The 20,757-nt window shown below is 67.0% G+C and carries 20 protein-coding genes; 9 read left to right on the plus strand and 11 right to left on the minus strand.

Annotated features, from left to right (window positions below; translation table 11 throughout):
* Positions 1-71 precede the first annotated feature (71 nt).
* The 3 genes from fahA to BMZ19_RS15855 form a co-directional block, all read right to left on the minus strand.
* Positions 72-1,379, minus strand: a complete 1,308-nt coding sequence (gene fahA / locus BMZ19_RS15845; RefSeq protein ID WP_090312551.1) for a fumarylacetoacetase — start codon at positions 1,377-1,379, stop codon at positions 72-74.
* A gap of 3 nt (positions 1,380-1,382) precedes the next feature.
* Positions 1,383-2,687, minus strand: a complete 1,305-nt coding sequence (gene hmgA, locus BMZ19_RS15850) for a homogentisate 1,2-dioxygenase (protein ID WP_090312552.1) — start codon at positions 2,685-2,687, stop codon at positions 1,383-1,385.
* A 193-nt stretch (positions 2,688-2,880) separates the two neighbouring features.
* Positions 2,881-3,432: a VOC family protein gene (locus BMZ19_RS15855; RefSeq protein WP_090312553.1), complete on the minus strand. Its 552-nt coding sequence runs from the start codon at positions 3,430-3,432 to the stop codon at positions 2,881-2,883.
* Positions 3,433-4,021: 589 nt separating this feature from the next.
* On the opposite strand from BMZ19_RS15855, the gene BMZ19_RS15860 reads away from it, so the two are divergent.
* On the plus strand, positions 4,022-5,047 hold the full coding sequence (locus BMZ19_RS15860) for a TRAP transporter substrate-binding protein (protein ID WP_090312554.1): 1,026 nt from the start codon (positions 4,022-4,024) through the stop codon (positions 5,045-5,047).
* Between the two features lie 176 nt (positions 5,048-5,223).
* On the plus strand, positions 5,224-6,009 hold the full coding sequence (locus BMZ19_RS15865) for an IclR family transcriptional regulator (protein WP_090312555.1): 786 nt from the start codon (positions 5,224-5,226) through the stop codon (positions 6,007-6,009).
* Positions 6,010-6,077: 68 nt separating this feature from the next.
* Here the strand turns inward: BMZ19_RS15865 and BMZ19_RS15870 are convergent, their stop codons facing one another.
* Positions 6,078-7,328 (minus strand): chromate transporter, encoded by a 1,251-nt coding sequence (locus BMZ19_RS15870; RefSeq protein ID WP_139214700.1) that lies wholly within the window; start codon positions 7,326-7,328, stop codon positions 6,078-6,080.
* Positions 7,325-8,260 carry a chromate resistance protein ChrB domain-containing protein gene (locus BMZ19_RS15875; RefSeq protein WP_090312557.1) on the minus strand — a complete coding sequence of 312 codons (936 nt, stop codon included), beginning with the start codon at positions 8,258-8,260 and terminating at the stop codon, positions 7,325-7,327. The genes BMZ19_RS15870 and BMZ19_RS15875 overlap by 4 nt, the downstream gene beginning before the upstream one ends.
* A 73-nt stretch (positions 8,261-8,333) precedes the next feature.
* Here BMZ19_RS15875 and BMZ19_RS22245 point away from each other — a divergent pair, with 73 nt between their 5' ends.
* Positions 8,334-8,723, plus strand: a complete 390-nt coding sequence (locus tag BMZ19_RS22245; RefSeq protein ID WP_139214701.1) for a hypothetical protein — start codon at positions 8,334-8,336, stop codon at positions 8,721-8,723.
* A gap of 204 nt (positions 8,724-8,927) precedes the next feature.
* Here BMZ19_RS22245 and hppD read toward each other — a convergent pair whose 3' ends face one another.
* Complete coding sequence (gene hppD / locus BMZ19_RS15885; protein WP_090312559.1) at positions 8,928-10,004, minus strand: 4-hydroxyphenylpyruvate dioxygenase; 1,077 nt, start codon at positions 10,002-10,004, stop codon at positions 8,928-8,930.
* Between the two features lie 147 nt (positions 10,005-10,151).
* Positions 10,152-10,784: a maleylacetoacetate isomerase gene (gene maiA, locus BMZ19_RS15890; protein ID WP_090312560.1), complete on the minus strand. Its 633-nt coding sequence runs from the start codon at positions 10,782-10,784 to the stop codon at positions 10,152-10,154.
* A gap of 246 nt (positions 10,785-11,030) precedes the next feature.
* On the opposite strand from maiA, the gene BMZ19_RS15895 reads away from it, so the two are divergent.
* Together BMZ19_RS15895 and BMZ19_RS15900 are read left to right on the plus strand one after the other, a co-directional pair.
* A complete protein-coding gene (locus BMZ19_RS15895) occupies positions 11,031-11,453 on the plus strand; it encodes a hypothetical protein (protein WP_090312612.1) in 423 nt (140 codons plus the stop codon).
* Between the two features lie 384 nt (positions 11,454-11,837).
* Positions 11,838-12,605, plus strand: coding sequence for a tetratricopeptide repeat protein (locus tag BMZ19_RS15900; RefSeq protein WP_244517262.1), 768 nt, complete (start codon positions 11,838-11,840; stop codon positions 12,603-12,605).
* Between the two features lie 8 nt (positions 12,606-12,613).
* Here BMZ19_RS15900 and BMZ19_RS15905 read toward each other — a convergent pair whose 3' ends face one another.
* The 4 genes from BMZ19_RS15905 to BMZ19_RS15920 form a co-directional block, all read right to left on the minus strand.
* On the minus strand, positions 12,614-13,324 hold the full coding sequence (locus BMZ19_RS15905; RefSeq protein ID WP_090312561.1) for a glycosyltransferase: 711 nt from the start codon (positions 13,322-13,324) through the stop codon (positions 12,614-12,616).
* Positions 13,321-14,013: a TIGR04282 family arsenosugar biosynthesis glycosyltransferase gene (locus BMZ19_RS15910; protein ID WP_170847792.1), complete on the minus strand. Its 693-nt coding sequence runs from the start codon at positions 14,011-14,013 to the stop codon at positions 13,321-13,323. The genes BMZ19_RS15905 and BMZ19_RS15910 overlap by 4 nt, the downstream gene beginning before the upstream one ends.
* Positions 14,014-14,122: 109 nt before the next feature.
* Positions 14,123-14,371, minus strand: coding sequence for an anti-sigma factor family protein (locus BMZ19_RS15915; RefSeq protein ID WP_244517263.1), 249 nt, complete (start codon positions 14,369-14,371; stop codon positions 14,123-14,125).
* Positions 14,365-14,970, minus strand: a complete 606-nt coding sequence (locus tag BMZ19_RS15920) for an RNA polymerase sigma factor (protein ID WP_090312563.1) — start codon at positions 14,968-14,970, stop codon at positions 14,365-14,367. The genes BMZ19_RS15915 and BMZ19_RS15920 overlap by 7 nt, the downstream gene beginning before the upstream one ends.
* 177 nt (positions 14,971-15,147) lie before the next feature.
* Here BMZ19_RS15920 and arsS point away from each other — a divergent pair, with 177 nt between their 5' ends.
* Genes arsS through BMZ19_RS15940 form a run of 4 tightly spaced genes read left to right on the plus strand, consistent with a single transcriptional unit; the run spans position 15,148 to position 20,755 of the window.
* Positions 15,148-16,113: an arsenosugar biosynthesis radical SAM (seleno)protein ArsS gene (gene arsS / locus BMZ19_RS15925; RefSeq protein WP_090312564.1), complete on the plus strand. Its 966-nt coding sequence runs from the start codon at positions 15,148-15,150 to the stop codon at positions 16,111-16,113.
* A 12-nt stretch (positions 16,114-16,125) separates the two neighbouring features.
* Positions 16,126-17,508 (plus strand): SLC5/6 family protein, encoded by a 1,383-nt coding sequence (locus tag BMZ19_RS15930; RefSeq protein ID WP_090312565.1) that lies wholly within the window; start codon positions 16,126-16,128, stop codon positions 17,506-17,508.
* A complete protein-coding gene (locus BMZ19_RS15935) occupies positions 17,505-19,676 on the plus strand; it encodes an FAD-dependent oxidoreductase (protein WP_090312566.1) in 2,172 nt (723 codons plus the stop codon). Before BMZ19_RS15930 ends, BMZ19_RS15935 begins: the two co-directional genes overlap by 4 nt.
* On the plus strand, positions 19,673-20,755 hold the full coding sequence (locus tag BMZ19_RS15940) for an FAD-dependent oxidoreductase (RefSeq protein ID WP_090312567.1): 1,083 nt from the start codon (positions 19,673-19,675) through the stop codon (positions 20,753-20,755). Before BMZ19_RS15935 ends, BMZ19_RS15940 begins: the two co-directional genes overlap by 4 nt.
* Positions 20,756-20,757: the final 2 nt, after the last annotated feature.

The raw sequence follows: 20,757 nt of genomic DNA on the forward strand, positions 1-20,757 counted from the left end.
GCTCTGGTTGCTTCTGGCGGGCCGGTGGCCCGCATCGCCGCGAGGTCGCGCCTCCTACAAGAGCGTCATGATCAAGCTTTGGCGGGCAGCAGCACGCCGCGGCACTCGCCGAAGCCGATCGAGGCATAACCCTCCCGGCGGCAGCGGGCACGCAGGATCACCTCGTCGCCATCCTCGAGGAAGGTGCGCTGTTCACCGTTGGCCAGTGTCAGCGGCTGCTTGCCGCCGAAGGTGCTCTCCAGCAGGCTGCCGAACTGGCTCGGCTCCGGGCCGGACAGGGTGCCGGAGCCGAACAGGTCGCCCGGCTGCAGCTTGCAGCCGCCGACGCTGTGGTGGGCGACCATCTGCGCCACGGTCCAGTACATGTTCTGGGTGTTGCTCAGCGCCAGGCGCTGCGGCTCGAGGCCCTGCTCGCGCATGGCGGCGGTCAGCAGCAGTACCTCCAGCTCGATATCGAAGCCACCGTGGGCCTGGTCCTGCGCGTCCAGCAGGTACGGCAGCGGCTGCGGATCGCCGGCCGGGCGCGGCGGCTGGGCAGTGCGAAACGGCTCCAGCGCCTCGGCGGTGACCACCCAGGGCGATACCGTGGAGGCGAAGTTCTTCGCCAGGAACGGGCCGAGCGGCTGGTATTCCCAGGCCTGCACGTCGCGCGCCGACCAGTCGTTGAGCAGGCAGAAGCCGGCGACGTGTTCGCTGGCCTCGCCGATGGCGATGGAATCGCCCATCTTGTTGCCCTGGCCGATCCAGATGCCCAGTTCCAGCTCGTAGTCCAGGCGCTTGCTCGGGCCGAAGCTCGGCACTTCCTGGCCCGGCGGCAGGGTCTGGCCGACCGGACGGCGCACCGGGGTGCCGGAGACGCACACCGTGGAGGCGCGGCCGTGGTAGCCGATCGGCACGTACTTGTAGTTGGGCAGCAGCGGGTTGTCCGGGCGGAACAGCTTGCCGACGTTGTTGGCGTGGTGGATGCCCACGTAGAAGTCGGTGTAGTCGCCGACCCGCGCCGGCAGGTGCAGTTGGCAGTCATGCATCGCCGGCAGCAGGGCCTCGCCGAGGGCTTTCATGCGGTCCAGCGCCGGACTGCCTTCGCCCAGCAGTTCGAGCAGCGCCGCGCGCAGGGCGCGGCGAGCGGGGGCGCCGAGGGCGAAGAAGGCGTTCAGGCTGTCGCCGCTGGCGGCTTCGGCGGCGGCTTTCGCTTCGCCCTCGAACAGGCCGGCCTCGCAGGCCACCTTGAGGTCGAGGATGCGCTCGCCGATGGCCACGCCGCCGCGCGGCGACTGGCCCTGCGGGCTGAAGATGCCCAGCGGCAGGTTCTGCAGCGGGAAGTCGGGGTGGTCGTTGGCCGAGGCGATCCAGCTAAGAAGGTTGGCAGCGGTGCTCATGAATCAGTTCCCCTCCGGGGTGAAAGTCTTGGCCATGCCGGCCCAGCAGGAATCGTAGTCCTTCTGCAGTTGCGGGCATTCCAGGGCGAATTGGCTCGGGCGCAGCACCTGGCCGCTCTCGAACATGAAGGCCATGGTGTTGTCGATCTTGTGCGGCTTGAGTTCGACGGCGATGGCCTGGGTGGTGGTGGCGTTGTCCGGGCCGTGGGCGCTCATGCAGTTGTGCAGCGAGGCGCCGCCGGGCATGAAGCCCTCGGCCTTGGCGTCGTAGACGCCCTGGATCAGGCCCATGAACTCGTTCATCAGGTTGCGGTGGAACCACGGCGGACGGAAGGTGCTTTCGGCCACCATCCAGCGCGGCGGGAAGATCACGAAGTCGACGTTGGCCTGGCCGAGGATGGCGCTCGGCGCGGTGAGCACGGTGAAGATCGACGGGTCGGGATGGTCGAAACTGACCGTGCCGAGGGTGTTGAAGCGGCGCAGATCGTACTTGTAGGGCACCAGGTTGCCGTGCCAGGCGACCACGTCCAGCGGCGAGTGGTCCAGCTCGGTGGCCCACAGCTCGCCGCAGAACTTCTGCACCAGGCTGGCCGGTGCGTCGCTGTCCTCGTAGTGGGCGACCGGGGCGAGGAAGTCGCGCGGGTTGGCCAGGCCGTTGCTGCCGATCGGGCCGAGGTCGGGCACGCGCAGGGCGCAGCCGTGGTTCTCGCAGACGTAGCCGCGTGCCGCATCGTCGAGCAGTTCGACGCGGAACTTCATGCCGCGCGGGATCACTGCGATCTCCAGCGGCTCGACGTCGAGGCGGCCCAGCTCGGTGGCGATGCGCAGGCGGCCGGATTCGGGGACGATCAGCAGCTCGCCGTCGGCATCGAAGAACACTCGCTGCATGGAGGCGCTGGCGGCGTACAGGTAGATGCTGATGCCGCTGACGGCTTCGCCGGGGGCGTTGGCGGCCAGGGCGACCAGGCCGTCGACGAAGTCGGTGGGCGCCTGCGGGATGTCCAGCGGGCTCCAGCGCAGACGGTTGGGATTGACCGGACCGAGGCGGTTGCCGGCGATCTGCCGCTCCAGGCGCTCGAAGCGGCTGTGGGCTGCAGACGGACGGATGCGGTACAGCCAGGTACGGCGGGCTTCCGCGCGCGGCACGGTGAAGGCGGTGCCGGACAGCTGCTCGGCGTACAGGCCGTAGGGCACCTTCTGCGGCGAGTTCTGGCCAAGCGGCAGGGCGCCCGGTAGGGCCTCGCTGCTGAACTCGTTGCCGAAGCCCGTCAGGTAGGCGAGGGCCGCGGTGGATTGCTGTGCGTGCATAGGCATATCTGGGTGCTTTTGTTATTTGCGTAAATATCTTTCGATTAGCGTAATCATGCACCCGGAGGGGCGTCAAGCGCAGGGCCATCGCTGTAGGGGCGAATTCATTCGCCTTGGCGGGGCTGCGCTGGCGAATGAATTCGCCCCTACAGGCGCCGCCCGATTCCCGCTGCCGTCGAGCGCTGTGAACGCCTTACCGGAACATCTCTTTATAGCTGCCGTCGTGCATCCACGCGGCGTGCTTGGGCGCGCGCTTGGTCTGCGCCCACTCCTCGAGCATGGCCCACTTCACCTCATCGAGCGCCTCGAGCATCTTCGGCGAGCCGGTGTTGGCCGCCAGTTCGAGGCGGTGGCCGTTGGGGTCGAAGAAGTAGATCGACTGGAACAGGGCGTGGTCGGTCGGGCCGATGACCTTGATCCCGGCGGCTTCCAGGCGCGCCTTGGCGGCCAGCAGCACTTCCATGGACTCGACCTGCAGGGCCAGGTGCTGGGTCCACACCGGCGTATTCGGATCGCGGCCCATCTCGGGCTGGGTCGGCAGCTCGAAGAACGCCAGCACGTTGCCCATGCCGGCATCCATGAAGATGTGCATGTACGGATCGGCCTCGCCGGTCGAGGGCACGGCGTCCTCGGCGATCGACAGGATCAGCTTCATGCCGAGGTGCTGCTCGTACCAGCGGGCGGTTTCCAGCGCGTCCTTGCAGCGGTAGGCCACGTGATGGATTTTCTGCACGATCGGATTCATGACGGTCTCCCTTTCTCGGTGGTCGGTGCGGCTCGCGGGATCGGATTTGGGTCTCGATGGCGAATGCGCGTTTTGTTATGCGTAATCAAGTTATGCAAAACGTAACTCGAGCGCAAGGGGGCGTCAAGCGTGAACCCCGCCATTCATCGCCTGGAATAGGAAGGACCATGACAAGCGAAACCGAGGAGCCCGGATGTGCCGCGGCGGCAGGGGCGCAGCACGCCGATGGGCAAGGTGTTGCTTTGTCTCGAGGCAGATCTGCGGACTCGCCATGCCACTGATGCTGCTCGGCTCAGGGTTGGTGATTGTGTTTTCCCGGATCGCTCAGTGCTTGCCGCAGAGCATGGTGGGTATGCCGTCAGCCGGGCTGGCGGCCGCGGCGCACTTTCGACTTGACAGTGCCGGTCACAGGCATATTGTTACGCGTAACGGAAATTGGTTACGCAAATGATAATTTCATGGCGGGATGTGCGCTATGGGCCTCACACTCGCTACCGCTCCACCGCTTCCTACAGCGCGCATCGTTGAACAGCCGACGTCACTGAAGATTCTTGTACGCATAAAAACAATGAGCTGAACGAGGTTTACCATGACGAAGATGAAAGTCCTTGCTGTAAAAGTCGCCATGCTGGCTTTTGCAGTCTCTGCGCATGCTGCAGAAACGCACACCATCAGGTTTTCCCATTTCCTGTCCTCGAACTCATTCCAGCAGAAGAAGATCTTTGAGCCGTGGTGCGAGAAGATCAGCAAAGAGTCCGAAGGTCGTCTGCAGTGCCAGATTTATCCCTCGATGCTGCTAGGGGGTACCCCTGCCAAGCAGGCCGACATGGTGCGTAATGGCGTCGCTGATATCGTGTGGACAGCCCCCTCATTCTCAGCTGGAAAGTTCCCTCGGATCGAAGCTGTCGAACAAGCATTCTTGCTCCCCTATGGCTCCAGGAAAAGTAACCAGATCATCTGGAACTTCTATCAGCAGTACGCCGCAGACGACTTCAAGGGATACAAGGTCCTGGCGCTGCATGGTGATGGCGGTATGAGTTTCCATACACGCAACAAGCCGGTCCGAACCATTGAAGACCTTTCAGGGATGCGAGTGAGGACGTCCAGCCGTGCGTCGTCAGCCGTTGTGGACCAGCTCGGTGCAGTGCCTGTAACCATGCCGCCGCCGCAGATGACTGAAGCACTGTCGAAGGGGGTCATCGATGGCGTGCTGTTTAGCTGGGCCAACATCCGCGACGTCAAGGTCGATGAGGTGACGGATTACCACAGTGACAACACGGCAGGCTATTTGGCCCCGTCCCAGACTGTGCTCGGCATGCTTATGAGTCAGAAAACCTATACGAAGTTGCCGGATGATCTGAAAGCGGTCATTGACCGCAACAGTGGTCAGGCACTAGTCGACATGATCTCCGGGGTGTGGGAGCAGGCGCTGGTCGATGCGCACGCTGCAATGCCTGCCGATAAGGTGGTCAAGATCGAGGAAAGTGAATATCAGCGTATCCAGGATGCAGCCGTACCTGCACGGCAGCAGTGGGTCACTGACGTCAGCGAGAAAGGTATCGATGGGGATTCACTAATCGAAGGAATCCGGCGTATATCCAGTGAAGTGAGGTAACCCCCAGCGGAGTCGCCTTCCTTCACAGCGAGATATGACGGCAACGCGGCCTTCTGGCTGCGTTTTTTGTTGGACCTGTATTGCATGGCGCAATGTCATTACGTATTGCGCTACTTGCGTGCCGGGACGTGTCAAGCGCTAGAATTCGTCATTCAACGCTACGAGCAGGAAGGACCATGACAAGCGAAACCGAGCGCCCGGCTGCGCCGCGGCGCCAGAAGGTGCAGTCCGCCGAGGTCGGCACCGACATCCTCAAGGGCCTCGCCGAACTGGCGCCGGCCACCTCGCTGTCGCGCCTGGCCGAACACGTCGGCATGCCGGCGAGCAAGGTGCACCGCTACCTGCAGGCGCTGATCGCCAGCGGCTTCGCCGAGCAGGACGAGACCACCGGCCACTACGCCCTGGGCCGCGAGGCGCTGTTCGTCGGCCTGGCCGCCATCGGCCGCCTGGACGTGACCAAGGTGGCGCTGCCGCGCCTGGTCGAGCTGCGCGATGCGCTCAACGAGACCTGCTTCCTCGCCGTATGGGGCAACAAGGGGCCGACCGTGGTGCACGTCGAGCAGGCGGTGCGCGCGGTGACCGTGGTGACCCAGGTGGGCTCGGTGCTGCCGCTGCTCGGCTCGTCCACCGGCCTGGTGTTCGACGCCTTCCTGCCGGCAGTGGAGAGCGTCGGGCTGCAGTCCCAGGCGCTGGCCGAGCCCGGCGCACCGAGCACCGCCGAGCTGGAGGCGCTGCGTGCGCAGATCCGCGCCCGCGGCCTGCACCACGTGCACGGGCTGCTGATGTCGGGAGTGAACGCCCTGTCGGCACCGCTGTTCGCGGCGGGCGGGAAGCTGGTCGGAGTGATCACCGTGGTCGGCACCGCGCCAGGCTTCGCCGCTGATCCGCAGGGAGCGCAGGCGGAGCGGCTGCTGGTGGTGGCTCGGGAGATCAGTGCGCGGATGGGCGGGCACTCGTCCTGAGAGCGGAGCTGGCGGCTACCACCGTGAGCTGCCAGCTGGAGGAACAATGGGCAGCGGCTCGATCCGGTTCAGCCTTGGCTCTGAAACAGCAGCCACCCGGTCACTGCCGCCGCGAGGATCACGATGACGACATTGAGCTTGTTCTTCCAGATATAAAGGAATGCCAAGGCGGCGGCGAAAATCGACAGGCCCTCCGTCAGCGATGGAACACGTTCAGCAGTCACCTGTGCCAAGTCGATGGTGGTGGCGCCAATCAGGCCGACTACCCCGGCCGCCACACCGTCGAAAAAGGCGTGCAGTCGCTTGTTCTCCACAATCGCCTCCAGGCGGTCGTAGAAGATCAGCGAGAACGCGAAGGCCGGCAGAAAGACGCCAACTGTCATGGCCACCGCACCGACCGGACCACCTGCCACATAGCCGACGAAGGTGGCGAAGATGATGAGTGGCGCCGGAAGCACGCCGGAAAGCGCCAGGCCGTCCAGAAACTGCCCATCCGTCATCCACCCGCGCCCGACAGAGTCGTTGCGAACGAACGGAATCGCCGTGTAGGCACCGCCGAAGGTTAGCAAGCCAGCCTTCAGGCCGGACACGAAGATGAGCAGCACGGAGGCCTGGCTTTGCACGAGCGTTTCCACCAGCTTCGTGGCCGGCGCAGCCCAGAAAGCCACGGCCGTGGCCAGCGCCACCGCCGCCAGTGTCATCAAGAGCGCCAGGGCGTGACGATTCAGCACGAGCAGGGCGTACACCAGGCCGCCGGCCGGCAGGGTGATCCAGAAGTCGACACCGCCCATGGCGGCCAGCGCGCAAACGATGGCGATGGCCCACAGCCAGCGATCGAGCAGGATGTGCTCGCCGATACGGTGCACGGCGCGCACGATCAGGGCGATCACGGCCGTCTGCACGCCAAGGAACGCCGCGCCCAGCGTGGTACCCACGATGTCGATCTGAAAGTACAACCAGGATAGCGCGAACATCAGCAGGAAGCCGGGAAGCATGAATCCGAGTCCCGCCAGCACGCCACCCAGCCGCCCCTTGGCGCGGATGCCCAAATGAACGCATATTTCGTGCGCCTCGGGACCGGGTAGCACCTGCATCACGGCCAGCAGCTTGTTGAAGCGTTTGCTGGAGATCCAGCGCTCCTCGTCCACTAGCTCGCGGCGCAACATGCCGATCTGAGCCACAGGTCCGCCCCATGCGAGCAAGCCGAACTTGAGAAAGCGCACGAAGAGCTGCAGGTAGCTCATGGGGGGAGGGGGCAGATCACTCGGGGTCTCCGTGGCCGCGCTCGGGCGATACGAGGCTTCATCCGGGGCATTCAAGGTTCTTCTCCTTTGCGGAAGTTGGCCAACAAGCCGTCGAATATGGCCGAAGCCGCGTCCAGCAGCAGGTCGTCCTGGGTAATGTTTTCGCGCATCCCGGCCAGCACGCTTTCGATGCCGGCGGCCTCGGGCGGCTGCACGCCGCCGACGTCGAGGTAGTGCACCAGGAGACCGATCCGCTTGATGGCGGGTTGATCCAGCCCGAAGCTCTCGACCAGCGCCTCGAAGGTGACGCGGCCGCCGACATGGCTGAACGTCGCGCCGTCGAAGTCGAAACCGATGGCGTCCACTGGGCAGTCGCAGGGCTGTTCCAGCCACAGGAAACAGGCGCGACGGTCGATGAAGCGCCGGATCAGCCAGGCGCTGGCCAGGCGATCCACCCACGGACGCTGCCGCGTCGCCCATGTGCGGCCTTGGTAATCGGCCCGTTGCAGGCGGGTTATCGTGCCGTCGGTCGCATGCGGTTCGTCCGGCGACAGGGCGCGTGCGCAGGCGAGTTCCAGTTCGCGCAATGCACCATCGGCCTGGCGTTGCGCCTCGCCAGGCAAGAAGTCGATCTCGACCAGGGCGGCGAAGGACTTGCGTAGCTTGCGCGTGTGCTTGAGTGCATCCTGGACCGTGTCGGCTGTCAGCGTTTCCCTCGCTTGGCCCACCTCGGCCAGCAAGGTTGCATAGTCTTCGCTGCGGTCGAACAAGGCCGCGAATTTCGCGTCATCGTCCGTTTCGACGTGCAGGACATGGGCCGTACCGCCAGCTTCGTTGACGTGGGCCGCCAGTGTGTTCAGCGTGGCTCGGCAGTCGTCGCGCGCCGGCATCAAATAGACGCCATCGCGCAGCACGGCTGCGCCGGAGGCCTTCAACGCGCGCCAGGCCCGTTGGCGGGCGGTAGCGTTCTCGGTGGGCAGGGACAGAATGAGAGCGGCCAGCTTCATATGTAGAGTTTGCTACTGATCAGATTCGATCTCTACATGGTCTTTGAAGGCACAATGCTGTGCAAGCGTTCACTTGGGCAAGCGCAATTCAGGTGCTGCTCGACGACGACACGCCGACATCTGCGCACGCAGCTTTCGCCGGCCGCGGCTGCTGCGTACCGGGGTGGCCTGCGACCTGTCCTGGCTGCTGCCGCTACTCGGCTTGTCCATCGGCCTGGTGTTCGATGCCTTTCTGCCCGCCATAGAGAGCGCGGCGCTGCAGGCCCAGGCGTTGCTTGAGCCGGGCGCACCGAGTGCTGCCGAACTGCAGGCGCTGCACGCGCAGATCCGCGCGCGGCCTGCACCACGTGCACGGGTTGTTGATGGCGGGGGTGAACGCGCTGTCGGCACCGCTGTTCGCGGCGGGCGGGAAGCTGGCCGGAGTGATCACCGTGGTCGGCACCGCGCCAGGCTTCGCCGCTGATTCGCAGGTAGCGCAGGCCGAGCGGCGAGATAAGTGCGCGGATGGGCGGGCATGCGCCGCAGTAGCGCGAGCCACAAAGAAAAACGGCAACCCGGACTAAAAGCTGCCAGGCCGTCCGGGTTGCCGTGGGAGAAACCTGGGGGCGCCGTGAAAAGCCCTTTCCCCCGAAGCCTCTCCCGCGGACGGGAGAGGTAAAGCCGCTGTTTACTCGGCGGTCAGTACGCCGCGGCGTACCTGATCCCTTTCAATAGACTCGAACAGCGCCTTGAAGTTGCCTTCGCCGAAGCCGCTGTCGCCCTTGCGCTGGATGAACTCGAAGAACACCGGACCCATCAGGGTTTCCGAGAAGATCTGCAGCAGCAGGCGCTGCTCGCCGCCCTCGGAGGTGCCGTCGAGGAGGATGCCGCGCGACTGCAGCTCGTTCACCGGCTCGCCGTGGCCGGGCAGGCGGTTTTCCAGCATCTCGTAGTAGGTGGCCGGCGGCGCGGTCATGAAGCGCATGCCCAGTTCCTTGAGCGCGTCCCACGTCTTGATCAGGTCGTCGGTGAGGAAGGCCACGTGCTGGATGCCCTCGCCGTTGAACTGCATGAGGAATTCCTCGATCTGCCCGGCGCCCTTTGAGGATTCCTCGTTGAGCGGGATGCGGATCATGCCGTCCGGCGCGGTCATCGCCTTGGAGGTCAGGCCGGTGTACTCGCCCTTGATGTCGAAGTAGCGGATCTCGCGGAAGTTGAACAGCTTCTCGTAGAAGTCCGCCCAGTAGGCCATGCGCCCGCGGTAGACGTTGTGGGTCAGGTGGTCGATCAGCTTGAGGCCGGCACCCTGCGGATGACGGTAGACACCCTCGATGAATTCGAAGTCGATGTCGTAGATCGAGCTGCCCTCGCCGAAGCGGTCGATCAGGTAGATCGGCGCGCCGCCGATGCCCTTGATCGCCGGCAGGCGCAGTTCCATCGGCCCGGTGGGGATGTCGATCGGCTGGGCGCCCAGCTCCAGGGCGCGGGCGTAGGCCTGGTGGGCGTTCTTCACCCGGAAGGCCATGCCGCAGGCCGACGGGCCGTGCTCGGCGGCGAAGTAGGCGGCGAGGCTCTTCGGCTCCTTGTTGAGGATCAGGTTGATGTCGCCCTGACGGTACAGGTCGACGTCCTTGGAGCGGTGGGTGGCGACCTTGGTGAAGCCCATCATGGCGAAGATGGGTTCCAGGGTGTTCGGCGTCGGGGCGGCGAATTCGATGAACTCGAAGCCCATCAGGCCCATCGGGTTTTCAAACAGATCGGTCATCTCGGTGTCTCGCTTGAATCTTGTTGTTTAGAGGTTTAGCAGTTCAGCGGGAGAACGTCCGAGGCGGCGGCGCGCAGGACAGTCCGCGCACGCTGCGGGCGAGGAAGTCGCCCATGAGCAGTTGAAGGCCGAGGATTCTCATGGGCGTCAGGCCGGCTTGTCGGCCTGGGCATCCGGATGGGCCTGGAGGAAGGCCGGGTGTTCGAGGGCCAGGCGCTCGACGCGGGCGATGCGCGGGTAGGGTGCCAGGTCGACGTTGAAGCGGCGCGCGGCGTACAGCTGCGGCAGCAGGTAGACGTCGGCCAGGCCCGGCTCGCCGAAGCAGAAGCCTTGGTCGCCGATCAGCGCCTCGACCGCGCGCAGGCCTTCGCCGATCCAGTGGCCGATCCACTGCTGCACCTGCTCTTCGTCCAGCCCCAGGCCGCGCAGGCGGTTGAGCACCGCGGCGTTGTGCAGCGGGTGGACGTCGCAGCCGATCAGCGCCGCCACGCCGCGCTGACGGGCGCGCTCGAGCGGATCGGTCGGCAGCAGCGCCGGCTGCGGGTAGCGCTCCTCGAGGTATTCGATGATCGCCGGTGACTGGATCAGCAGGGCGCCGTCGTCGGTGCGCAGGGCGGGCACCCGGCCCTGCGGGTTGAGCGCACGGTAGGCCGGCTGATGGTGCTCGCCGCCGTCGGCGATCAGGTTCACAGGGATGTGGCGGGCTTGCAGTCCCTTCAGGGCCAGGGCGATGCGTACCCGGTAGGAGGAGGTGGAGCGGTAGTAGGTGTACAGATCCATGGGCGCATGCTCGCTGGCTTATTGTGTTTTGCGTAATGCAATTATGATTTGAGGAATTTGCGGGTTCTGCTCGCCGCTGTCAAGGGCACCGTAAAGCGGTCTACCATATGATCCCGTCTAGCCCGCGAAGGCCGGGCGAGCGCGTGCTCTTTACCAAGCGCGCAACGACAACTGGCAACCCCGATAGCGGAGATCGACGTGAATCCCAACGACCAGCAACCCATGATGGACGATGTCTGGGTACAGATGTGCAAAGCCGACGGTCTTGACCCGGCCAAGCGCCTTGCCGCCCGCCAGGCCATCCTCAACCACGGCGACGCGCAGGACTGCACCGTCTACCGACCGGACGAAAACGACCCGGACGCCGAGGAAGAAGACCTGGGCGATGCCCGTATCCTGTTTAGCGGGCCGTTCCAGGCTCCGGCAGACTGGGACGAGGAGGAGCTTGCCGAGTTCTTCGGCGATGACGACCCAGAGCTGTTCGTGACCGCCTTCATCGAGTGCGAAGCCAAGCCGGCGTCGCCTGGTTTCTTCGTGCCTGACGTCGGCGACTATGTGGCGGTCATGGCAGGGGCGGGTGAAGTGCAGATGTTCTATGTATGCGACTACAGCGAGGACGACAACGGTCTGCAGTGCATCCTCATTCGCGACGACCAGCCGCTCGACTGAGCCTGCGGCGCGGCAGGCGAGTGCCTGCCGCAACCCTGTCGGGACATCCCTGCGTCAGGTTCCCAGCGCCGCGCCACCCGTGCGGTGTCCGATGACATGGGCTACCTCCCGTTCCGCGATGGCCGTTCGGCCGTTCAGTGCCCAAGCATAGTCGCGGTGCCATAGTTCCGGAGCCATAAGCATGCGACGACGGTTGCAACCGCTTCGGAATGAGGCGGGAGTCCGCAGGGGAACGAGCGCAGCGAAAGGCAGTCGAACGGGCGCGCCGGAGCACCTCAGGGATCATGTGGAACGCAAGCATGTCGAGGAGCACTGGCGGGAAGCACACCGAGACCAGGACGACCGCTAACCGACATGATGAAAACCCCCTTGAGGATACCCGGCATGTGGCCGGCACTGCTGCTCAGCACCGCCGCTGCGCTGTTTTGCGCCGCCGCCGGTGCCGCACCATCGTCAGCGCGGCAGGCCAATCCGGCGGCGAGCGCGCTGCTGGAGAGCGCCGCCCAGGATCTGCATGCCGGCCAGTTGGACCGGGCCGCTGCGACCCTGGAGCGCGCGCTGCGCATCGAGCCGCGCAACCCCGCGATCCTGCACTACCTGGGGCAGACTCGCCTGCAGCAAGGCCAGTATCAGCAGGCAGAGGCCCTGGCGGCCAAGTCCAGCACCTTGGCAGGCAGCGATCACAACCTGCGGGAAAGCAACGCCTGGTTGATCGCCGAGGCCCGGCAGGCCGCCGAGCAGAACCTTGCCCCGGCGGTCGACGACAGCGAGCGGCTGGCCCTGCAACAGCTGCTCGACGAGGAGATCGAGCGGCGCCGACAGGCCGAAGCCCAAGCGCACGCGCTGCGTGAACAGCTGGGCGAGCAGGAGCGGACCCAGGCTACTGCCGCGGAGTGGCCCGCGGACGAGTTTCAACCGGAATGGAACGACAGCGACCTCATGGACGGCCCGCCCAGCCCTGAGCTGCAGAAGGCGGCTTTCCATGCGGGGCATGAGTGGGGCATGGGGCGCATCCCCCGTGGCCATCGGCCACCGCCGGGTCTGTGCCGCATCTGGTTTCCCGACCGCCCGCCGGGGCGGCAGCCGCCGCCCGGCAATTGCGATGCACTGCACTATCACATGCCGGCGGGTGCCTGGCTGATTCGCGGCTAGCCCCATCATCAATGACCCCGGCGCGGCGCAGCATACAGCCTGGCCAGCCGCTGCGGTGCCACGCCCAGAGCGAAGCCCAGGGCCAGCAGGCGATTGCGCAGGCAGCGGCGCCACCAGCCGTCGCGCTGCCAGCGCCGCGGACTGACCCGCAAGCCCCGGTCGATGCGACGGAAGTCGCCGTATTCCCGCAGCGCTTCGACCAGCGGGACTTCTTCGAACAGCGGCCAGGGCGCGTGCTGGCCCACGGCGAAGTAGGCGCTGCGGCGGAAGAACAGGCCTTGGTCGCCGTAGGGCACGCCGATCTGGTTGCGCCAGTCCACCAGGCGTTCGAGCAGCCGGCCCTGCCAGCCCGGCTGGCCGCTGAAGCGGAAGGAGAAATAGCCACCGGCTGCGCCATCGGCAACCGCCCGGCAAAGGTCAGACAGCGGCTGGCCGTCCAACTCGGCATCGGCATGCAGAAACCAGAGGATCTCGTGCTCGGCCAGCGCGGCGCCCTGGCGCAGCTGTACGCCTCGGCAAGGCTCGGCAGGCAGCCAGAGTGCCTGGTGGTCGCGACACAGCATGCGGCAGCGCTCGCTGCGGGCGGCATCGACGACGATGATTTGCAGGAGTTGGCCATCGTCCTGCTCGGCCAGTTGCAGCTGGCCGAGCAGGCGCTCGAGGCTGGCCTCGTCGTGAAAGCAGGGGATGACCACGCTGACCGCGGTGGGGGGGGTCATGGGTGGTCTCCGCCGCCGGTCGCCAAGGTGTGTATCAGGCGGCGTCGTGCCGGACGTGGGTCGTCCGCCAGTTCGCGCAGGGCGTGATCGAGGTCGGCCGGCTCGTCGATATCGAAAGACTCGCCGCACACCCGCAGCGAATGCTCGGCACCACGGCAGGCCTCGGCCAGCGCCTGCCCCAGTGCGGCGCTGCTCCACGGCAGGGCGGTCAGGTCCGGCCACGGCCGGTTGGAGGCCATCAGCACCACGCCGCCGTCGCGGGCGGCGAGCAGCACCGTGTCCACTTCATCCAGGGCATTGCGCACCTGCCGGTAGTCGCATTCGCGCAGGGCCGGGGCATCGCTGCCGATGAATACCAGGCTGCGGTGGCCTGCGGCGCGCAGCGTGCGATCCAGGGCGTTGAGGCGCTCGCCCAGGTTGCCGGGCGTCTGCGGCTGGCAGCAGGATAGCGGGGCGACTGCGCTGGCCCAGTTGCGATGCTGCGCCAGATCCGGGGCGATCACCGTGGCGCCCGGCCAGTTTTCGAGGTCCTCGAGGGCACAGTCCAGCAGCCGTTCGGCGATCACGAACGTCGGTTCCGCGCCGAGACTGCCGGCCAGGCGCTGCTTGCCGTGGCCGATGGCCGGACGCTTGCATACCAGTACCAAGGTGGGCAGTCGACTGGCGAGGGAGGGCGAGCGGTCGGGCATGGGCGGGTCTCGAGTCTGTAGGCTAGGGCGGGGGCAAAGGCCGGTAGCGTCTGCGCGCCCGTCGCTGTGGTCACCGCTGTGGTCATTGGCGCACGCCGGGCGATGGGCGTTACAGCGAGCCGTTGTCGTCCTCGGCCTTGCGCACCTTGTCCAGCACGGCCGTCGCATCGACGGGCCCCTGGTCCATCGGCATCTGTTGCAGCACCTGCGAGGTGATGCGCAACTGGCGGATATAGCGCCGACAGTTCGAGCACAGGCTCAGGTGGGCGAGCACCGCCAGGCGCGTGCGCAGGTGCAATTGGTCATCGATGATCGCCGAGCCCAGCTCGGACATTTCCCTGCAGGTCAACATCAACATGTGCCCACCTCCTCGAAGTGGTTGAGCATGGCATGCATGCGCTGTCGTCCGCGGTGCAGCAGGACGCGGACGTTGCCCTCGCTGAGGCCGGTGGCCTGGGCGATCTCGGCGAACTCCAGCCCGCCAAGTTCGCGCATCATCACCACCGCCTGCTGGTCGCCGGGCAGCCGGTGCAGGTGTTTGCGGATGCACTCGTGCAGTTCGGCTTCGGTCAGCAGTGCCTCCGGCGTGTCGTGATGCCATTCGGCGCTCGGGATGCTCCAGGTACCACGCTCACTGAAGCGGGTGTCGATCGGCGAGCCTGGGTCTGCCCCCCAGCCTTCCAGCGATATCTCGCGGCGCGACTTGCGCATGAGGGTATGCGCTTCGTTCAACGCGATCCGCGCCAGCCAGGTGCGCAGCCGCGAGCGGCCCTCGAAGCGGTGGATCGCAGCGAACGCCTTGAGCCAGGTCTCCTGGGCGACATCCTCGGCCGATGCCTGGCCTACCAGGGGAGCCGCCATGGCGATCAGGAAGCGGTGATGCGCCTGAATCACCGCCTCGCAGGCGACCGTGTCGCCTTGTTGTACACGCCGCACCAGTTCCTGTTCCTCGTCCATGCCGTCCCCCGTTGCCCGTTGCCGCCAGCATAGTGAGTCGCCGGGGCGCACGACAATCCATCCGCACGCAGCCGGCGCTGCTGGTATTTACTTGGAGCAGAAAGTGGCTGAGTTGTAACAGTCGCGACCCTCATGCCTCCAATGGACAATGGACATGACTCAGGAGCACCAACTGCCATGCACGACACCCTCCCGCTGCTCAATGCCCTGGACTTCCCGGCGATTCGCCGCGGCCAGCTGGAAGCCCTGCAGGTCAACCTGACCTATCGCTGCAACCAGCGCTGTCTGCACTGCCACGTCAATGCCGGGCCGACGCGCACCGAGAGCATGAGCGACGCCACCCTGGCTGTCCTCTATCAGGTGATCGATGCCCATCCGGTGCACACCCTCGACCTGACCGGCGGCGCGCCGGAGATGCACCCGCGCTTTCGCGATCTGGTCAGCCATGCGCGGCGCGAAGGGCTGCGGGTGATCGATCGCTGCAACCTGACCATCCTAGGCGAGCCGGGGCATGCGGATCTGGCCGGGTTTCTGGCCGGGGAGGGTGTGGAGATCACCGCCTCGCTGCCGTGTTATGGGCGGGACAACGTCGACCGCCAGCGCGGCGACGGGGTGTTCGAGCGTAGCATCGCGGGGCTCAGGCAGCTCAACGCCATGGGCTACGGCCAGCCGGACAGCGGCCTGATCCTCAACCTGGTCTACAACCCGCAGGGGCCGAGCCTGCCGCCGTCCCAGGCGGCGCTGGAGGCCGACTACAAGGCGCATCTGGCCGCGGACTTCGGCATCGTCTTCAATCATCTGCTGACTATCACCAACCAGCCCATCGCCCGCTTCGGCAGCACGCTGATCAGCAAGGGACAGTTCAACGCCTACCTGCAACTGCTGCGCGACAGCTACCGCGCGGAGAACCTCGCGTCGGTGATGTGTCATTCGCTGGTCAGCGTCGACTGGCAGGGCTACCTGTACGACTGCGACTTCAACCAGATGCTCGGCCTGCCGCTGGAGCTGATCGGCCGTGAGCGCGCCCATCTGCGCGATCTGCAGCAGGCGGTGCTCGACGGCAACCCGATCGTCACCCGCGACCACTGCTTTGCCTGCACCGCAGGGCAGGGTTCCAGCTGCGGCGGCGCACTCAAGGACTGAAGGAGCACGAACATGGAAATCACCTCTCTGCTGGGCGTGTTGTTCTGGGGCTTCCTGCTGCTCTATGGCGTGCTGATGTGGGCGCTGTCGCCGCGCGCGGTGACCCTCGGTGGCTTCTTCCACGGCGAGGATGCCGAGGGCCGCAGCGCGGCACCCTGGCTGCTGACCTCGAGCATCTTCATCAGCTGGATCTTCGCCAAGTCGGTGACCAACGCCGCCAACCTGGGGGCGACCTACGGCCTGGTCGGCGGCCTGGCCTACGCCACCTACTGGCTGTCGATCCCGCTGGCCGGCTTCGTCATCTACCGCCTGCGTCGGCGCTTCGGCGCCACCGGGCTGGTGGCGTTTCTCACCAGCCACTACGGACGGGCCGCCGCGCTGGCCTTCTCGGCGGCGATCCTGATCCGCCTGTTCAACGAGGTGTGGAGCAACACCGCGGTGGTCGGCGGCTACTACGGCGACGCCGGCAGCCCGGCGTTCATCGGTGCGGCGCTGCTGTTCACCGCGGTGACCCTGGCCTACAGCCTGCGCGGCGGCCTGCGCAGCTCGATCCTCACCGATGCGGCGCAGGCGGCGATCTTCGTCGTCGCGCTGGTCTGGGTGCTCGGCCTGATCCTGCCGCAGCACAGCCCGCGCGAGCTGGTCAGCACCAGCGAGTGGGCGCTGGCGACCGGCGTCGACCTGCTGCTGGTGGCCGGCCTGCAGGTGTTCAGCTACCCGTTCCACGACCCGGTGCTCACCGACCGCGGCTTCATCTGCGAGGAGCGCAGCATGCGCCGCGCCTTCGTGGTGGCCGGCGTGCTGGGCTTCTTCGCCATCCTCGCCTTCAGCCTGATCGGCGTGCACGCCCAGCTCGACGGTCTGGCCGCCTCGGACAACGTGCCGGCTGCGCTGGCCCGCTCGATGGGTCTGCTCGCCTTGCTGGTGATGACCGTGGTGATGGTCTCGGCGGCCGGCTCGACCCTCGATTCGACCTTTTCCAGCCTGGCCCGCCTGGCCGGGCGCGAGTTGCCGCAGCTGGCCGGCCGCGACCTGGGCCAGAAGGCCATCGCCGTCGGCATGGCGGTGATGGTGCTGTTCGCGCTGCTCGGCAACCTGCCGATGCTGGCCGGCACCGATATCCTCAAGGCCACCACCATCAGCGGCACCATGGTCATCGGCCTGGCGCCGGTGTTCGTCCTGCATGGGCTGGTGCGACCGACCAGGCTGGGGTTCCACCTGAGCTTCTGGACCGGTCTCGGCCTCGGCGTGGCGCTGACCCTCGGCGCCATCCCCGCCGCTTGGGCCATCGGCACGGGCAAGTACGCGCTGCTGCTGGGCACCAACCTGTATGGCCTGCTGCTGTGCTGCGCCGGCTACCTGCTGCCCGGGCTGCTGGCGCGGGGCAGGGCATGAGCGCGCGCCGGCTGGTTCTGCTCGGACTGATCGTGGCGCTGGTCGCCGTGTTCTTCCTGTTCGACCTCGGCCAGTACCTCAGCCTCGAAGCGCTCAAGGCCCGCCAGGCGGCGCTGGATGCCGAGGTGGCCGCGCAGCCATGGCGGGCCGCCGGACTGTACCTGCTGGTCTACGTGGCGGTGACCGCGCTGTCGCTGCCCGGCGCCACCCTGCTGACCCTGGTCGGCGGCGCGTTGTTCGGCCTGCTCGGCGGCACGGTTCTGGTGTCGCTGGCTTCCACCCTGGGCGCCACCCTGGCCATGCTGAGCAGCCGCTTCCTGCTGCGCGACTGGGTGCGCAGCCGCTTCGGTGGGCGCCTGGCCGCCATCGACAGGGGCATCGCCGAGGAGGGTGCCTTCTACCTGTTCGCCCTGCGCCTGGTGCCCATCTTCCCGTTTTTCCTGATCAATCTGGCGATGGGCCTGACCCGACTGCCGGCGCGCACCTTCTGGTGGGTCAGCCAGCTCGGCATGCTGCCGGGCACCCTGGTCTACGTGAACGCCGGGCGCGAGCTGGGCCAGCTCGACTCGCTGGGCGGTATCCTCTCGCCGGGGCTGCTCGGCGCCTTCGTCCTGCTCGGCGTGTTTCCGCTGCTGGCCCGCAAGCTGCTGGCCTGGCTCAAGGCGCGCCAGGTGTATGCCGGCTGGAGCAAGCCGCAACGCTTCGAGCGCAACCTGGTGGTGATCGGCGCCGGGGCCGGCGGACTGGTCAGCGCCTACATCGCCGCCGCGGTGAAGGCGCGGGTGACCCTGATCGAGAAGCACAAGATGGGCGGCGACTGCCTGAACACCGGTTGCGTGCCGTCCAAGGCGCTGATCCGTTCGGCCCGGCTGGCCAACGAGCTGCGCCGCGCCACCGCGCTGGGCTTTCGCAACGTGGCTGGCGAGGCCGATTTCGCCGCGGTGATGGAACGTGTGCAGCGGGTCATCGCTCAGGTCGAGCCGCACGATTCGGCAGAGCGCTACACCGGGCTGGGCGTCGAGGTGATCGAGGGCGAGGCGCGCATCACCTCGCCGTGGACGGTGGAGGTCGACGGCCGCACCCTGACGACCCGCGCCATCATCATCGCCGCCGGCGCCCGCCCGCTGCTGCCGGAGATCCCCGGCCTGGCCGCCATGCAGCCGTACACCTCCGACACCATCTGGAGCCTGCGCGACAAGCCCGCTCGCCTGCTGGTGCTGGGCGGCGGGCCGATCGGCTGCGAGCTGAGCCAGGCCTTCCAGCGCCTGGGTTGTCAGGTGATCCAGGTCGAGCGCGGCGCGCGCCTGCTGGCGCGTGAGGACGCCGACGCCAGCGCGGCGGTGATGGCGCGCTTTCGCGCCGAGGGAATCGACCTGCGCCTGCGCCATCAGGTCGAGCGCTTCGAGACGCTGGGTGGGCAGCGCCAGCTGGTGGCCCGCGACCGCGACAGTGGCGCGCAGGTGACCATTCCCTTCGACGTGCTGCTGGTCGCCCTGGGGCGGGTGGCCAACGTCGAGGGCTATGGGGTGGAAGCGCTGCAACTGGCCCTGCGCCCGAACCAGACCCTGGAGACCGACGAGTTCCTCGCCACCCGCTACCCGAACATCTTCGCCGTCGGCGATGTCACCGGTCCCTACCAGTTCACCCACTTCGCCGCCCACCAGGCCTGGTATGCCGCCGTCAACGCGATGTTCGGCGATTTCTGGCGCTTCAAGGCCGACTACCGGGTGATTCCTCGTGCCACCTTCACCGACCCGGAAGTGGCGCGGGTCGGCCTGTCCGAGGACGAGGCGCGCCGGCAAGGCATCGCCTGCGAGGTGACCCGCTACGGCTTTGCCGAACTGGATCGCGCTATCGCCGACGAGGCCGGCCATCCCGACGAAAGCTCTGGCTACGTCAAGGTGCTCACCGAGCCGGGGCGCGACCGCATCCTCGGCGCGACCATCGTCGGCGAACATGCAGGCGACCTGCTGGCCGAATACGTGCTGGCGATGAAGCACAATCTCGGCCTGAACAAGATCCTCGCCACTGTCCACACCTACCCGACCCTGTCCGAGGCCAACAAGTACGCTGCCGGCGAGTGGAAACGCGCGCACGCGCCGCAGGGCGTGCTGCGCGCGCTGGCGCGCTTCCATCGCTGGCGGCTGGGGCTGGGTGGCCGGCGATGACGGCCGCCTTCGATCTGCTGCTGGTCGGCGCCGGCCATGCCCACCTGGGCGTGCTGCGCCTGTGGGCGGGCGGGCAGCGCCCGCGTGGGCGCATCGCGCTGATCTGTCCCGAGCCGTATGTCTGGTACTCCGGCATGCTGCCGGGGCTGCTGGCCGGGCGCTACTCGGCCGGGCAGTGCCGCATTCCCCTGCAGCCGCTGTGCGCGGCGGCTGGTATCGAATGGGTGGCGGCGGCGGTGACGGCGCTGGAGGCGGATACGCGCACGCTGCAGTTGAGCAGCGGCGAGGCGCTGCACGGCCGCTGGCTGTCGCTGAATCCGGGCTCGTTGCCCAGCGCGCCCGCGCAGGAGGGCGCGGGCATGGAGCTGCTCCCGGTCAAGCCGTTCCCTGCCTTCATTGCCCGCTGGCAGGACTGGCAGCGCCCGCCCGAGCCGCTGGCGATCCTCGGCGGCGGTGCGGCGGGCGTCGAGCTGGCCCTGGCCATGGCCCGCCAGGTGCCGTCACTGGCGCTGATCAGCGCGGCGCCGCTGCTCTCCGGCCATCCGCCGGCCCTGCGCCAACGGGCGCTGCGTCATCTGCAGGCGGCCGGGGTGCAGGTTCACGAACGCTGCGCGGTCGAGCGGATTCGCGGGGATGTGCTGATGGCTGCCGGCCAGCCAGTCTGGCAGGGACAGCGGCTGGTCCTGGCCACCGGCGCCAGTCCGCTGCCCTGGTTGCGCGAATCGGGCCTGGCCTGCGATGGCAAAGGCTTCGTCACGATTGCTCCCACCCTGCAAAGTCTTTCCCACCCGCAGATATTCGCCGCCGGTGATTGCGCCAGTCTGGCCGATACCCCGCGCAACGGTGTCTATGCAGTCCGCCAGGGGCCGGTGCTGGCCGGCAATCTGGCCCATGCACTCAACGGCGAGGCATTGGCGGCCTACCAGCCGCAGCGACATGCGCTGGCGTTGCTGGCTGACGGGCAGGGCGGGGCGCTGCTGAGCTGGGCCGGGCTCACGGCCGAGGGGACTGTGCTCGGACGCTGGAAGGACTGGCTCGACCGACGCTTCATGCGCCGGCACGCTGCGCCCGAGCGCTGAGC

The sequence above is a fragment of the Pseudomonas linyingensis genome, from assembly GCF_900109175.1.
GTDB lineage: Bacteria > Pseudomonadota > Gammaproteobacteria > Pseudomonadales > Pseudomonadaceae > Geopseudomonas > Geopseudomonas linyingensis.

Bases quoted from the DNA above. Each gene is read 5' to 3' on its own strand.
- hmgA (WP_090312552.1), bottom strand. From the start codon at position 2,687: ATGCACGCACAGCAATCCACCGCGGCCCTCGCCTACCTGACGGGCTTC.
- BMZ19_RS15860 (WP_090312554.1), top strand. From the start codon at position 4,022: ATGACGAAGATGAAAGTCCTTGCTGTAAAAGTCGCCATGCTGGCTTTT.
- BMZ19_RS15920 (WP_090312563.1), bottom strand. From the start codon at position 14,970: ATGGACGAGGAACAGGAACTGGTGCGGCGTGTACAACAAGGCGACACG.
- BMZ19_RS15905 (WP_090312561.1), bottom strand. From the start codon at position 13,324: ATGACCCCCCCCACCGCGGTCAGCGTGGTCATCCCCTGCTTTCACGAC.
- BMZ19_RS15930 (WP_090312565.1), top strand. From the start codon at position 16,126: ATGGAAATCACCTCTCTGCTGGGCGTGTTGTTCTGGGGCTTCCTGCTG.
- BMZ19_RS15900 (WP_244517262.1), top strand. From the start codon at position 11,838: ATGTGGCCGGCACTGCTGCTCAGCACCGCCGCTGCGCTGTTTTGCGCC.
- BMZ19_RS15865 (WP_090312555.1), top strand. From the start codon at position 5,224: ATGACAAGCGAAACCGAGCGCCCGGCTGCGCCGCGGCGCCAGAAGGTG.
- BMZ19_RS15915 (WP_244517263.1), bottom strand. From the start codon at position 14,371: ATGTTGATGTTGACCTGCAGGGAAATGTCCGAGCTGGGCTCGGCGATC.
- BMZ19_RS15910 (WP_170847792.1), bottom strand. From the start codon at position 14,013: ATGCCCGACCGCTCGCCCTCCCTCGCCAGTCGACTGCCCACCTTGGTA.
- BMZ19_RS15935 (WP_090312566.1), top strand. From the start codon at position 17,505: ATGAGCGCGCGCCGGCTGGTTCTGCTCGGACTGATCGTGGCGCTGGTC.
- fahA (WP_090312551.1), bottom strand. From the start codon at position 1,379: ATGAGCACCGCTGCCAACCTTCTTAGCTGGATCGCCTCGGCCAACGAC.
- BMZ19_RS15855 (WP_090312553.1), bottom strand. From the start codon at position 3,432: ATGAATCCGATCGTGCAGAAAATCCATCACGTGGCCTACCGCTGCAAG.
- BMZ19_RS15940 (WP_090312567.1), top strand. From the start codon at position 19,673: ATGACGGCCGCCTTCGATCTGCTGCTGGTCGGCGCCGGCCATGCCCAC.
- maiA (WP_090312560.1), bottom strand. From the start codon at position 10,784: ATGGATCTGTACACCTACTACCGCTCCACCTCCTCCTACCGGGTACGC.
- arsS (WP_090312564.1), top strand. From the start codon at position 15,148: ATGCACGACACCCTCCCGCTGCTCAATGCCCTGGACTTCCCGGCGATT.
- BMZ19_RS15875 (WP_090312557.1), bottom strand. From the start codon at position 8,260: ATGAAGCTGGCCGCTCTCATTCTGTCCCTGCCCACCGAGAACGCTACC.
- hppD (WP_090312559.1), bottom strand. From the start codon at position 10,004: ATGACCGATCTGTTTGAAAACCCGATGGGCCTGATGGGCTTCGAGTTC.
- BMZ19_RS15895 (WP_090312612.1), top strand. From the start codon at position 11,031: ATGTGCAAAGCCGACGGTCTTGACCCGGCCAAGCGCCTTGCCGCCCGC.